Annotated in this window: 10 protein-coding genes and 1 pseudogene; 2 read left to right on the top strand and 9 right to left on the bottom strand. The window is 39.3% G+C overall.

Annotated features, from left to right (window positions below):
• Positions 1-82 precede the first annotated feature (82 nt).
• From QAS77_RS05150 to QAS77_RS05115, 8 genes and pseudogenes are all read right to left on the bottom strand, one after another.
• The gene (locus QAS77_RS05150) at positions 83-922 is read right to left on the bottom strand and encodes an arsenite methyltransferase (RefSeq protein WP_305064357.1); all 840 of its coding nucleotides are present in this window, start codon (positions 920-922) and stop codon (positions 83-85) included.
• 680 nt (positions 923-1,602) lie between these two features.
• A pseudogene (locus QAS77_RS11595) lies at positions 1,603-2,379 on the bottom strand (radical SAM protein); the annotation flags it as partial.
• 868 nt (positions 2,380-3,247) lie between these two features.
• Entirely contained in the window at positions 3,248-3,487 is a 240-nt protein-coding gene (locus tag QAS77_RS05140; RefSeq protein WP_250869148.1) for an ATP-binding protein, read from the bottom strand.
• A 24-nt stretch (positions 3,488-3,511) separates the two neighbouring features.
• Positions 3,512-5,839 (bottom strand): histidine kinase N-terminal 7TM domain-containing protein, encoded by a 2,328-nt coding sequence (locus QAS77_RS05135; protein ID WP_442920359.1) that lies wholly within the window; start codon positions 5,837-5,839, stop codon positions 3,512-3,514.
• Positions 5,840-6,445: 606 nt separating this feature from the next.
• Positions 6,446-7,675 carry an ethylbenzene dehydrogenase-related protein gene (locus tag QAS77_RS05130; RefSeq protein WP_305064355.1) on the bottom strand — a complete coding sequence of 410 codons (1,230 nt, stop codon included), beginning with the start codon at positions 7,673-7,675 and terminating at the stop codon, positions 6,446-6,448.
• 325 nt (positions 7,676-8,000) lie between these two features.
• Positions 8,001-8,357, bottom strand: coding sequence for an anaerobic ribonucleoside-triphosphate reductase (nrdD, locus tag QAS77_RS05125; protein ID WP_305064354.1), 357 nt, complete (start codon positions 8,355-8,357; stop codon positions 8,001-8,003).
• Between the two features lie 486 nt (positions 8,358-8,843).
• The gene (locus QAS77_RS05120; protein ID WP_305064353.1) at positions 8,844-9,482 is read right to left on the bottom strand and encodes a MarC family protein; all 639 of its coding nucleotides are present in this window, start codon (positions 9,480-9,482) and stop codon (positions 8,844-8,846) included.
• A gap of 461 nt (positions 9,483-9,943) precedes the next feature.
• Positions 9,944-11,881, bottom strand: coding sequence for a glycoside hydrolase family 15 protein (locus QAS77_RS05115; protein WP_305064352.1), 1,938 nt, complete (start codon positions 11,879-11,881; stop codon positions 9,944-9,946).
• A 157-nt stretch (positions 11,882-12,038) separates the two neighbouring features.
• On the opposite strand from QAS77_RS05115, the gene QAS77_RS05110 reads away from it, so the two are divergent.
• Entirely contained in the window at positions 12,039-13,211 is a 1,173-nt protein-coding gene (locus QAS77_RS05110; RefSeq protein WP_305064351.1) for a glycosyltransferase family 4 protein, read from the top strand.
• A 447-nt stretch (positions 13,212-13,658) separates the two neighbouring features.
• Here the strand turns inward: QAS77_RS05110 and QAS77_RS05105 are convergent, their stop codons facing one another.
• Positions 13,659-14,078 (bottom strand): serpin family protein, encoded by a 420-nt coding sequence (locus QAS77_RS05105; RefSeq protein ID WP_305064350.1) that lies wholly within the window; start codon positions 14,076-14,078, stop codon positions 13,659-13,661.
• A gap of 27 nt (positions 14,079-14,105) precedes the next feature.
• On the opposite strand from QAS77_RS05105, the gene QAS77_RS05100 reads away from it, so the two are divergent.
• The coding region (locus QAS77_RS05100) for an ATP-binding protein (protein ID WP_305064359.1) at positions 14,106-14,243 on the top strand (138 nt) is incomplete at its 3' end.

Here is a 14,243-nt window from a genome sequence, read left to right as displayed (position 1 = left end):
TAAAATGGAAAGTTGAAAAAGAATCAAAGCCTTTGTTATGATTAATTTGTTCATCTAATTGTCTATGATAGCTATCCGATGATCAGAACGGCTTAATTCCACTCACTTCAATGCTAATGACCGATTCAGCGATCTCTTTTGCTTCTTCCATGGAAATGTCCAGATCCTTTAGTATTGCAGCCATCTCATCCGAAGAGACCATTGCAATGATCAGTTCAAAAGGATAGTTCGTCTCTTCTATTATCTCAATATCCTCAAACCCTGAATCCTTTATCGTATCCAGGTAATCTTTTTTCAGTATCGCGCCTGAAATACAGCCAATATAAGCCCCTGCTGATTCTTTTATCTTGTCAGGGATGTTTTCTAACAGGACCATATCCGATATGATGAAACGGCCACCGTTCTTAAGGATCCTGAATATCTCCCTGAATACTTTATCTTTTGAAGGGACAAGGTTGATGACACAGTTTGAGATCACAACATCAATGGAAGCATCAGCAATAGGTATTTCTTCGATGTCTCCCAGCTTGAATTCCACATTCGTATAGCCACCATTTGAGGCGTTCTCTCTGGCTTTCTCTATCATCTCCGGTGTCATATCCACACCTATGACCTTTCCTTCCTTTCCCACCCTAGATGCTGCAAGGAAACAATCAAAGCCTGCTCCCGAACCCAGGTCAAGAACAGTCTCACCCAATTTCAAAGATGCTAATGCAGTGGGATTCCCACAGCCAAGACCGAGGTTTGCCCCTTCCGGGATCTCATCAAGTTCTTTCTCAGAATAGCCGATATTCTTGCTTATTTTCTCTGCCACTCCACTCAAACTGCAGCATGGACTTTTCGTTGAACAGCAGGAAGATTCGGTTCTTGCTACTTCGGAATAACCTTGTTTTACCATCTTCTTTATTTCGTTTGGATCCATAATCAACCCTCGGTTCCATTTGTATGATCGCCATTCTTCCTGAATTCATTATGATAGAGGTTCCTGAACTGTTCGGTCAATCCTTTCCGGTAGAGGATGTTATACACGCAGAACGGTATCATCTGTCCGTTAGGAAGGATCTCTGTTATGCAGAATTTCTTTGCTCTTTCCAGATCTAAATTAAATTCGTCCATGAATGCATGAACTGAGATAAGGGTGACATTATCGATTATTTTGCCTGTATCTGAAACCATGCCCTGGAACAATGTACAATCACACTTTTGTTCACCATCGCCACAACACTTGTTTGTTTTGGACATGACCATATTGAGAGCATTGATAGATCTTTCGATCTTGGAAGTGACCTTTAGGTCTGCAATCGTGCGGTCAACAAGATAATCCCTGCAGGTACTGGAATTCAGGAATTTAGTTAGAGAAATGTTCTTTCCCTTGTGATTGTAAACATAGGAGCAAACTGAACAGGTTGGATGAGGGCAGGGAATGCTAATGAAGTTTTTTTTGTTCAATAGACCTCCTGTCTGGTTCTCGATCTCATGTAACACTTCAGGAATTGTAAGGGCTGTTTCTGTCTTCTTTTCCAGTTCATACCTTCCTGTCAGTGTAGCTGGCTGGAAATTGACCATTTTTATGTTTGTTTTCCCCAGCGCATAATCTATGATAGGGCCAATCTCGTGCTCATTTACCCCTTTGACAATGGTAGCTACCAGAGCAACAGTTAACCCCAGTTCTTCACAGTTCTCAAGCGCCTTCAATTTTATATCGATAAGTGGCCTTCCTCTAAGGGTTGTATAGGTATTGTCATCGAACCCGTCGAATTGAAAATATATTACTGGCTTACCGACTCCAGATACATCATTTTGCACGGTAGATTCTACCTGTTTTGCAAAATCCATGTCAGCAAGTTTTAGGCCGTTGGTGTTCAGGACCGGATAATGGATATTTTTTTGGCCCATATATTCCAGAATCCCAAGGATGTCCGGATGTAATGTCGGCTCACCTCCACTTATCTGGAGTACCTCGGGTTCCTTCTCATGCTCAACGTAAAGGTCTATCATCTCCTTTACCTTTTCAAAAGGCAGTGTAAAAAGTCCTTTTGAATCTGCAAAACAAACCGGACAATTCAGATTACACATATCAGTTATCTCTATGATCCCTACACATGTGTGTTGTTGATGATCCTCACACAATCCACAATCATGAGGACAGCCCTTGGAAACAGGAGTTGGGTGCAAGGGTTTTGAACCGTGTTTGTTGTGCTTTATCACATCCAGATAATCATTGGCATCCGAATATACAGGAACTTCGAAAGAACCATGGTCCACACAATGCTTACGCAAGAAGACCATGTTCTCACGCAGTATTATCTGGCAATCTATAACTTCAAGACATTCAGGACACACGCTTTTTGATGTTCCTGCAATAAGTTCACCACTCAATAAGTCTTTTTGAGGCGATCTATTTACATCTGGAATCGTTTCAGGATCTTTTGTAATTGTAAATTCCCCCTCTTAACAGCAAATATTGCCTTTCCCCCACAATATTACTATACTCTATTTTTTTCTTTAAAGTATATATAAGGTTAGACTTAATCCTGGAAACTGAAGAAAAGTCCTGAATAAATTCCCAGATCTTGCATGGTTATTGTTAATTGTGAATTCTTCTATAAACCGATGATAAAGCTATCAAGTTCGTTGAAGTTAAAGATGAAAATCTCTAAATTTGTTGGTATAAATATCCATAATACCTCAATCGAGGCATGAAAACAGGCCCGTAGCACAAATTCACTTCTATCTATAAGTGAATCTTGTTATTAGAATTAGTCACGAGCTCAGGGGGGCTGCTGGCCCTTGTGTTTCATTCACTCATATTATTATTCTTTGTCTATTGCTCCATTGATTATTTTATCTGCAACTTCCCATATCTTCATTTTCTTGCTGAATGCGTAGTTCCTAAGATATGCATGGGTTGTTTTGTTCATCAAAATTTGTGAATAATTTTGTTCGTCATATATTTTTGAAAACCTTCACAATTAGCTATCAATCGTGAGGACTTTCTATAATATATGATAAAGTTAAAAGAAGAACGGGGGGTAGGTTTCTCATCAGTTTAATATTTAGTAATGTGTCACTAAAAAAACACAACTACTTAAAAAATCACTGAAATTAAAGCTACATATACATGAATCATTATTTTTCATTGCATAATTATAGATCGAATCTGACTTTTAGGTCATATTCAATAGGTATCTATGGGCTAAATGATCGGTTCTACTAAATAAATGGATCAAAATATCTTTGTTTCTCATTACCGAGAGTCAGAATTTGGGATTGTAAAAGTAAAGGTACTGCCCACTCCCTCCTCACTTTCAACACGGATATTTCCACCATGCATTTCAACATATTGCTTGACAATTGCAAGGCCAAGGCCAGTGCCCCCATAACTTCTGGCAGTTGAAGAATCCGCCTGTTTGAAGGTCTCAAATATTTCTTCGTGTTTATTTTTGGGAATGCCAATACCGTTATCGGATACAGAGATCTCCAGCATATTATCACAATCAATAGAATTTATCTATATACAACCATTTTCAGGTGTGAACTTCAAGGAATTGCTTAATAGATTATACAATATTTGTTTCATCTTTAATCTATCAGCATACACTTCGATACTTTTAGAACGAGTTTGATTACAAATTTGAATGTTTTTTTCATCTGCCAACTGTTTTATAATACCTTCCACTTCAAAAAAGAAAATAGGCAAATTGAATCTTTCATATTCAAGTTCCATTTCCCCGCTTTCGATCTTTGAGATATCAAGAATATCATTGATCAGTTCCAGTAAGTGTTCCCCGCTGGTCATGATATTGTATGAGTAATTAGTTTCCTTTTCGTCCAGGTTACCGGAAGGATTGCTATTTAGTAACTGTGAGAAGCCGATGATGGAATTAAGAGGCGTACGTAGCTCATGGCTCATGTTTGCAAGGAATTCAGATTTAGCACGGTTAGCTTCTTCAGCTTTATTTTTAGCTTCAATTATCTCCATTTCAAACTTTTGGTGTTCACTTACATCCCTTGAAATTCCAAACAATGCTTTTTTGCCTTCCCATTTACCGACAGTGAATTTAGTCTCAGCAGGTATGTATGTTCCATCTTTAGAAAGAAGGGGAATTGAACAAAAATCTATTTTACCTTCAAGCATTTCGTTGTGAATTGATATAATCTCATCCATTCTTTCTTTGGGATGGACATCAATAGCTTTCATTGATGTAAATTCGTCTTCATTGTATCCCAGCTTTAACCTGGCTGATTCATTTGTTGATATAATGTTCCCAGATTCATCAAGCACAAATAAAAGGTCATTCATTGAATTAAACAGGCATTCAAGATCGGTCTTCTGCCTGCTCAGGATATCCTGTATTTTTGCTCTTGTGATATACTCACCTGTAAAAGATGCAATACTTTCAAGACCGTTCCTTGTTTGTTCAGGAAGTTCATTGTAAGTATGAGATGAAAGATTCATACTTGCAATGGGATTGCCTTCGAAATAGATTGGAATTGCAGTCATTGATCTCAATCCTTCAGACAAAAATACTTCTGATAGAATATCATTAGTGACATCTGATAAAATATCATAATATTTTTTGTATACCAGTCTGCCATCTCTTACAAGTTTTGCATTGAATGAATCGTTATCGTAATGTCTGCATTGTTCAATGAATTTTTGTGAAAGTCCATTATGTACGATCAGATCCAAGTTTCCGTTATCATCCACCAGATAAATTCCACCTGAATCAATAGCTTCGATTTTTACCAGATCTTCCATCAGAGAATTTAGTGTGCTTATAATGCCAGAACATGTCCCCATATTAATTGAAAGAGTATGTTGAGTGGATTGAATTTCTTCTGCGAGTTTTCGATATGTAATATTGTCCAAGACGATCATCCTTCCATTAATGTTACCACGTTTACTATAAAGGGGTGAGACATTAACAGCAAACCAGAAAGTTGCATCTGCAAGGCTTTTCTTCAGTTCGATCTTGTTCATTTCTTTGTTGTTATATTCAATGTCCAGAAGTTCAGACCAGTATCCAAGCACTTCTGAAGCAGGTTTGCCTATGTCTTTTGCAGACAGAGCAAGATACTTTTCTGCAAATTGGTTAATATCGACAATTCTCTCCTTTCCATCAAGAACTATGACACCGGAAGGTATATTCTCGAAAAGTAAACTGCGGGCAAGGGGAGTTATATCGAGCAATCTATAACGAAATAATCCGATGTATATCAGCATTGCACTTAGTATAAAAGCAAAAGGAACAGGGTCGATGGCCTTAGGAAAAAAACTTGCCAGATAAAGCAGATACACTGAAAACGGGATTAAAGAGCAGATAATCAGAATTACCAGATGCATGCCAAAAAAAGACTTGTTATATAACCACATCTTAAAGAAAAGAGCAATACTAAACATTATTAATATGATTGAATAGAACTGATTGAACCAATAATATATACCTGGTTCAAAGTATAAGCCAAAAAAAGGGCCAACAGTATTGATGTAAGCAACCTCGTGGAACAAGTGATGCTTTTCGCTGGTGAACACTAAAACCAGCGTGATTACCGGAACGACAAAGATAGCAGCGATCCTTGCAGGTTTAATCCATTGTTTTTCTCTTGTATAGCTAATGGAGAACAGAAATAATAAAACTGGGATCATTACGATACCAACGTACTGAAGCTTATAGAATATTAACGAAGTTTCCAATGTTGTCGAAGATATTTCCAATGCATAGAATATCGAATAGATTGCAAGAGAAAATAATAACATCGAAAAATAGGTGATATATTCTGAACTCTTAAACTGCCGGATGTGTAATGCCATTGCTATAAGTAAAAGGCTAGAAATTATTAAGAAACCCGAATATAAATTATAATGGATCGTGACAGCACCTTCATTCAGTAAACTATTTTTGGACTAAAATAACCTTATACTTCAAATATGTTATTATATATATATTGAAATAATGCTCTTATATTCTAAAACGAGATTATCAAATTAGCTCACAAATGCACCCATTCTAATTTGATTACATCAATCTCATACATAATTTACAAATGAATTCGTTTCTTTAGCTCCATTTTGCAAATTTATGGTCACAAGTAACTGATACAGCTTCCATCAAAAACTGTGCAAATATATTCCCTGGGCTGGGGGCATTTTCTACCATATAAGTGCAATGCATAAGCTACGCTCAGAGTGATGTCAGTAGTCTTGAAAAAAGAGTTATATTTTTAAAGGGAATAGCTAATTTGATGGTCTCGTAATTATTAAAAATGAAGATACCACAATTTGTGAGCGTAAAAAGGAAAGTTAGCATCACTTAAATCAGAATATATTATTAATATATAATTGAGAAACAGAAAGAGCATGTTTCTTCACTAAATAGTAAAAGAGGGAGTGATCGCCTTTTCACAACCACATCCTCTCAAAGAACCGTATTAGATGAAGGACTCAGACGAACTCCATGTAATACATCCGGGAGGTCATATGCTGATAACCATGTCGGGAGTTATCAAATATGGCAACCCCGAAGAAATGTTCCTCACTTGTATTGAACTGAATATCATCCTCATTGGCATTGATGAGGTCCCTTCCCAGCTCAGCTGTCCATATCCCATCTTTCCATACAGCTCCAAATTGTATGTCAGCACGGCTACTTTCTGGAGTCCTGAGGACCCGTTCTGGAACTATGGCACCCAAAGCTTCATAGTTAGGCCAGTAAGTAATGGCATCTTCATCGCTAACGCCTATGTTTTCATTTCCGATGGTCTCACCTGCATCGATCTCTGCTTGAGTTAGGACCATGGCATCAGCAAAATCGAGAGGGTCCTTTTCCATGTATTTTGGGCGTGACTTGTCTGCAATACGGTTATGTGAATATGCACTGGTTCCTTCATCACCATAGCGGCCACCATCTTCTCCATTGATGGTATCGTTTGCCCAAACATCAACGTACTTGTCATCAGCATACCCGATCATAGAGATAGTTCCAGCAACAACCTCATGGGAATCTGGATCAACGATAAGGTCTGAGCTTGTTGTCGATGTCAGCCCTGTTCCTCTTCCTGCCTTACTATGCCACATATCAGCTCTTCCGTCCTTTAACCATGAATCATCAATGATGCCATGGGTGCTGACATGAGGATCAGTGTCCGTTGGATAATACATATGACATTTAGCCATACATCCCCCGGTATCAAAAGGTTCGCCCTCTATCTCTCCGATAGGCCAGAAGAAAGATATGCGGTCCTCGGATTGTTCTGGATTCAGTTTCATCCATTTTCCATCAATGAATGACCAGGAATCTCCACGGGTGAAACTCGCTGTTGGATCAGGCCAGGTCGCCAAAACGGTAAGACGAGTGTCATTATGAAGAGCTTTTAGTGTAACTGTTGTGTCGCTGTCATAGGCATGGCATCCAGCACAGTCGGTAATACTTGCGGGGTCTTGTGTATCGTATGTCTCACCGAGCGGTACGTTCAGTTCCGGGGCATCAGCCCATAAATCATCCACTTCACCATCCACCACTGGCACATTAGTGACCTCGATAACATTCAGTTTACTTTGATCGAATAGCTGCTCTGGTCCGCCCTCCCCTTCGTCCTCAACACAGCCGGATGTTAGTATAATGAGCACCGACAGTATCGCCATTAGTGCTTTACTTGCATTTCTTGATATCATTATCTTTTCCCCCCACTCTGTTGGTATCGATGTCTTATTCCCACAGACATTTAGTTACTCAATATTTAATTGTGGACTAATATCTTCTGTAATAAATAATTTATATTTGCCATTCAAAAATATATGAGTATCTCAGTTTAAACTTTGTGCTTTGATCATTTGGTTTTTTCCTTTATTTTGATCTCTGAAATCAATGGATCTGTTAAAGAGCACAATGAATATTCTGATGATATATCTAATTCGAATTTGATTATAATGAGTTGAAAAACAGATAGATAAGTAGACCTCCAATTGTCCCTTTATCTGTAGATCACATCATTTTACATCATTTTACATCAGATCGCACTCGGTCTTTAAGTTCCTGCCTTTTTGCAGCGTTCCATCCACTAACATTTGATATATATCCGGTTACCCTTGAGAGTTGGTGGACATTGTGATTCATACAATCCGGGCACATTGGTTGGTCGCATATGGGACACTGTGCAATGTTGGCAACGGTCTCATGAGCGCATTTCTTCTCATTAAGTGCTACCCATGCGTGAACAGGGCATGGATTATCTTCATTTGTTTTCATAGGTTGTCCATCATTGAACTCATTACACCATTCTTTGCACCTGTTAATGAATTCATTCTTTGGGAGTGCAAAAAGCTCTTCTGTTGACATTGTTTGTAAATTTGACATGTTTCATTTCTCCTGTGTTATGATATATTCTTGAAAGTTAGTTTATTGATTGATAACGGTTTTTGACCCCATAATTGAATATCAATAAAGCTAAACTGGTAACAGAGTTGATAATATATGCCGGAAATTTTCATCAGATTCTCAACCAAATGTTCAGGAGTCTGATGGTCCCTGTGTTTCTTCACTCTTTTACTGTTTTCTTCTATCGAGTCCTTCAACAAACAGCTCATTGATAAGTTCCCAGATTTCGTGCGTATTCTATAAAGCATAATTTCTAAGCTGAGAAGGAATCTTTTTTGTTATCAAGACCATAGAGTGAATTTGTGGATCATACATTTTTGTAGTTCCACCAGAATTAGTTATTCAGTGGGGTAACTTTCGACTATATAAATGAAAGTTGAAAAATAATTCTTATTATTGGTGAAAGAAAAAAGATTCAGGATAGAAATCAACATCGATCTTTCCAAAAGATTTCGGTGGTCACATTTATAGTGGATTCAGACTCAAATAAATTCCCCAGATCCCACTGGCGATCATACTCACTGAAATTGCACCCAGGAACAGGCCAAACAGTCTGGTAAGTACCAGCATTCCATTATATCCTATTTTTTTGTGTATTCTTCTGGAAAAGAGAAATGTTACCAGGGTTATTGAATAAGTTAGTACCAATGCGAGCATAATGAGCGTTTTTTGCTGAACTAATCCAGCGGTCTCTGTAAGAACTATGACTGTTGTTATGGTGGCAGGACCTGTTAGTATAGGCATTGCAATTGGGAAGATCCAGATATCGTCACGTTTAGAAGATTCATCCATCTCTTTATCAGTAATGCTTTCTCTTGAGGTCTTAGCCTGCATCATTTCAAAAGCTATCATGATAAGTAACAGACCACCAGCAACTTTCAGTGAATCAAGACTGATCCCAAGAACATCCAGGATAATGTTTCCTGTAAACATGAAAAATACGGCAATGACAAAAGCTAAAGCAACCGATTTCTTTGCAATTACATTCTTTTCATCCAGGGTCTGATTATTGGTGAGCGTTATAAATGTAATTACTGCGGTAATTGGGCTCACAATGACGAACAATGTGATAAATGAATAAATGAAATAACCCACAGGATTCATTGATCAATATAAGTGTACATTGCTTAAAAAATATACGATTGTAATATTTTTTTGAGATGTTTTTGGGTGCAAAATGGTACTTCCATTCAAATTTTTGAAATTTTAAAAAGGAAATGGGAGCATTTTCTCTTCAGCTATCCACTACTGTTTTCAAGCGATCATTTCATTTTAATTTCGAATAATAGTTACAAGGAAATAAATCTCTCTTAAAATAATTAAACGTCTTGCCCATATAGTAACTTATTTTAATCTACAACCCAATATAGTGTATGGGTAAGGGAGTAGTATTATATGAAGCGAGTTGGGGAACTTGTGGGGGCAACAGTTCACTGAAAGGTGGCATTTTCTGATAAATGACTCCTATACCCATTATTAAAGTGATCTTTTACCTTTTTCATCTCTCTGGTATGTATCATAAAACCCTCTTGCATAGTATCTCGGATATCGATAATCAACTGTATTTACTCCAGTGATCTTGCTTTCTCGACAAAGGCCATGACAGTTAGTACAAAAGTGGCATGTGCCCAGGTGAGAGGACTCACACTTAAAGGACTCCCATCAAAAGGATTCAGCTGCTCTGCCAGCATACCGGTCTCTGTGGCTCTATCTGTGACCCACAGTATTATCTCCCTTGCTTTTTGCAGGTCGCTGATGCTCTTTGCCATCTGTATATACCATTGTGCTAGCCATAAGGTACATATGAACCAAGGATTACCTGGAATTATCTCCGGATCGTATTGCGCAACTTCTTGATATTTATCCTTATAGAAGCGAGCGATGCCGCCTACCTCAGTCTTCACCGACAGCATGCTTTCTATACTTTTCATAGTGCTAACCACCCTGGCATCATCGGGGGGGAGCACTCTGAACTGAGATACGGCGTAGAGGCTGGCATCTACGGTCTCATCCCTAGGGTTGATGCTTCGCAGGAACCTCCCCAGTTCCTTATCATACAGGTGATTCTCAATCCCCCTTTTTATTTCCATGGCAGCCTTGTTGTAGCTTTCTGCGAGGTCATTGTCTCCATACATTGTTGCAAACTTGGCAGCACATTTAAGCCCCGCATACACTGTCGAACATGTATAGCTGTGAACTGCTCTTTTCTCCTCCCACAGATTATAACTGGGTTTTGGGAGTCCAGTAGAAGGATCCCTGTACTTGACCATGAACTCGGCAGCCGGTATGATCAATGAGTGATAGGCCGGATCGATGTTCTCGATAGATCTTGTAATTTTATAATGATTCCACAAAGCCACGATAATAAGTGCTGTGCTATCTTCCTGTATCGGAAGTTGGATATGTCCATCTGGTGTTACCCAAGGCATCCAACCACTTGCAAGGGTGCCTGTAGGATTGTATTTTTGCAGGAAATATCCTTGTTCATGGAGAAGCCCTCGGCAATATTCAAAGAATTTTTGAACAGTTCCCGAGTAACGTGTTATGTCCAGTGCCATGGCGATAAATGCACTGTCTCGTGGCCACATATAACTGTATGAATCCATGTTGAACCTTTCAAGAATATCACTGTCATTGGCAGCTATGATCGCGCCATCGTTATCGATCTGCGACTTTATAATAAGCAGACTGTGCTTGAATAAGTCTCCCACTTTTGGTGGAAGATCAAAAAAATCGTACTTTTCCTTGTTCACCCATGAATAAGAGTGCTGTCCTGCTTCATTCATGATCTTTTCAGGTGTTGTATTAAGGACAAGCTCGTTGAGCCGCTTGACTTCAAAGAAAGTTTTCCCTGCTGCGATCCAGTAATATATTATTTTTGTTTCTCCCGCTGCCAGATGCAGGGAGAAACGGATGAAACTGTTCACTGCCCCAACCTGAATAGAGTTCATATTAAGCTCTCCAGACTTAATAGCACCAGATTCATCCGTCCCTTTTTGACCTACTTCATACTGGTCAAAGTATGGTGAGCCACTGATAAGGAAGTAGCGCGAGTCCTGGTAATGTATTATGGATCGCAATGCAGGGTCATAGATAGCCGTATCACCATTCGGGTTCTCGTAAAGGGCAATATCATGGCTGAAAAGTAGCTTCATGTCCACATCTATGGTGTCGGTATTGGTTATTGCTATCTTTCGAATGAATACATTCTCATGAGGGTGTACACATTCGTTGAGCCTTAACTCAACTTCAAGACGATCATTGCGATAGTAGGTATCAGTTACCAACCTATCATTTTGGTAACCAAGATCGTGGTTCCAATCATCCCCGATCAGAGAGACCAGGCCAAGATTTTTCCCATCCACTTTCACCCCTATCCTACAATGTCGCCCATTCACATGGTTCTCATTTCCTATATGGGGGAAGTACATGTCCCGGATGCTTGCATTCCTATCAAGATTCACCAGCAGTGATCCGTTTCCAACAACGAGTGGTTTAGGCATTTGAGCGTCACCTTTAATGTATATTCTCACGTATAAGCATACATCATGAGCTAAAGTAGTTTCCTGCTTGATTGGAAATGAAAAATATCGCCATTAAATTATTGGGGCTCTAATTTAAATGGTAAAGATATTCAAGTAGTTGTGACATCATGATCGAATGAAATGTGGGGGTATAGGTACGGTTTTCAGTCTAAAAAAGACCGACTCTGGTGCGAACATAGGTATCCTTTCCTATGAATATCCACCAAATTTTTTTGGTGGAGTGGGTATCCATGTAGGTGAGCTAACCAGAAGTCTTGCAATCGGAAATGATCAGGTACATGTGTTTACATCCAATGTACAGGAATCGAACGAACAGTTGGTCCGAAATGTATGCGTACACTGGCCACCAGAACTTCATTATCAGGCATCTAATGATTTTAGTGCGGTATATAAAAAGATACTGACCAACATCAATGTAGCTGCGATGGTGAAAAAACAGTATTTAACTGGCAGTCTGGATCTGTTGCACTCGCATGGTGGGTTGATCCAGTTAGCTGCTACATTATCAAAGCAGAGCACCCAGTTGCCACTGGTGATGACAGCTCACAGTATAGATGTCAACAGAACGAAGCCAGATGGGCTGAGTGTAATGATGGAGAAAAATGTGGTGGGCATGGTGGACAGGTTCATTGCAGTATCAAAGTCCATACAAGAAGAACTGGAGCAAACATTTGAAATCGAAACTGATAGGATCACGATCATTCCAAACGGTGTGGATACTGAAACATTCAAACTCCAGAATGCGGACGACCTCAAAAGAAGATACAAACTTGATGACCGATTCGTTGTGCTGTTTGTTGGAAGGAATGACCCACAAAAGGGCGTGAAGTATTTGGTTGATGCCGTGCGAAGGCTCCAGAAAGATATTCCAGAGATAATGCTGGTCCTGGTCGGCCAGCCGGATATATATCATGACAAGTATATCCTCTGCCTCCCGCATGTGGGGAAACATGAACTCATTAAATTATACTCTCTCTCTGACGCTTTCGTGCTACCAAGCATCTACGAGCCTTTCGGTATCGTGCTCACGGAAGCCATGGCATGTGAGACCGCGTGCATTGGGTCACGGGTCGGAGGGATACCAGATATAATTGACCACAACAGGACCGGGCTTCTAGTGGAGCCGGAAAGCGGTGCAAGTATCGCAGAAGCGATCGATAGATTATACAGTGATCCGGAAAGGAGATGCATGATGGCGAAAAGGGGGCGTGAGAGGGTGATATCATCCTTTGACTGGCAAAATATAGCAAAGAAGACTGGAGAGGTATATCAGCAGGCACTTAATTAAAACCAATTTCTGCTCAGAATGTGCTCAATGTTAACCTATCAGGGATTCGATCCGCACATATACCTCTAGATTCACTCTTTCTATGTTGCATACGAAACCCAGATAGATCTCTCCCACTCGCATTTAATGTAGAACCAGATATTATTTGCTATACAAGCATATCGGAGCAGAAATTTACTAAGGGGGTAGGCGAGCTATCACAACAAGCAACCATTATCGAATTGTAGAGGAAGTGAAGCTGCACAATAAACTCAAGCCAGTTAGCGAACTACTGAGTTTATTTGAGGATTTCTACAGAGCCATTATTCGCTTTGACCGAAAAATAGAGTATTTATCGGTCAAAAATGCAATTTTCGGTCAACGATATGAATAATTGGTCAACGAATGAAAGAATGAGATTTTGAACTGAATACGGAGGAAGTGAGAAAGATATTGGAGAAAATGTCGTTATGACATTTCCCCATATTCAGGATTCTCAACTTTTCCCATGAAAAGTATGGAACCTGCTCTCTTATCTTCGATGAAGAACATGAAAGGATGGTCTGCTGTAAACTCACACTTGTAGTAAGGTAGTTCTTCTTCCATTACGATTTCTGTTGCAGCTTCAGTTCCTTTTTCATTTACACCGATATATGCTTGATGAACTACTTCAGATCTGAATAGACCACCACTGGCACTGATGCCTGAAAAATCAGCCATGCCAGAATCAAAGGCATCAACAATTCCCATGTTCTGCAATGGTTCATTTAATTTAGCCTTTGCCTCAAACGTGAACTTTGGCAACAGGATTTTTACTTCGTCGGAATTAAGGTTATTCTTTAGCTCATTGTAATAACCGAGCGTAAGATCATTTTCAAATATAAACACGATGAAATATTTGATACCTTCAAACAGGTGGATTCTTCAATTGCCAGAAGCTATGGGGGCACTGGTCTTGGCCTTTCAATTGTCAAGAAATTTGTTGAAATGCATGGTGGCGAGATCTGGGTTGAAAGTGAAGTTGGAAACGGAAGTACGTTCACATTCACAATT

It is taken from the genome of Methanococcoides sp. (assembly GCF_030594565.1).
Taxonomy (GTDB): domain Archaea; phylum Halobacteriota; class Methanosarcinia; order Methanosarcinales; family Methanosarcinaceae; genus Methanococcoides; species Methanococcoides seepicolus.
This window is presented reverse-complemented; position numbering and strand designations above follow the sequence as displayed.

Coding starts and splice junctions, on each gene's coding strand:
- QAS77_RS05150 (WP_305064357.1), bottom strand. CDS start 922: ATGGATCCAAACGAAATAAAGAAGATGGTAAAACAAGGTTATTCCGAA.
- QAS77_RS05140 (WP_250869148.1), bottom strand. CDS start 3,487: ATGCTGGAGATCTCTGTATCCGATAACGGTATTGGCATTCCCAAAAAT.
- QAS77_RS05130 (WP_305064355.1), bottom strand. CDS start 7,675: ATGATATCAAGAAATGCAAGTAAAGCACTAATGGCGATACTGTCGGTG.
- nrdD (WP_305064354.1), bottom strand. CDS start 8,357: ATGTCAAATTTACAAACAATGTCAACAGAAGAGCTTTTTGCACTCCCA.
- QAS77_RS05120 (WP_305064353.1), bottom strand. CDS start 9,482: ATGAATCCTGTGGGTTATTTCATTTATTCATTTATCACATTGTTCGTC.
- QAS77_RS05115 (WP_305064352.1), bottom strand. CDS start 11,881: ATGCCTAAACCACTCGTTGTTGGAAACGGATCACTGCTGGTGAATCTT.
- QAS77_RS05110 (WP_305064351.1), top strand. CDS start 12,039: ATGAAATGTGGGGGTATAGGTACGGTTTTCAGTCTAAAAAAGACCGAC.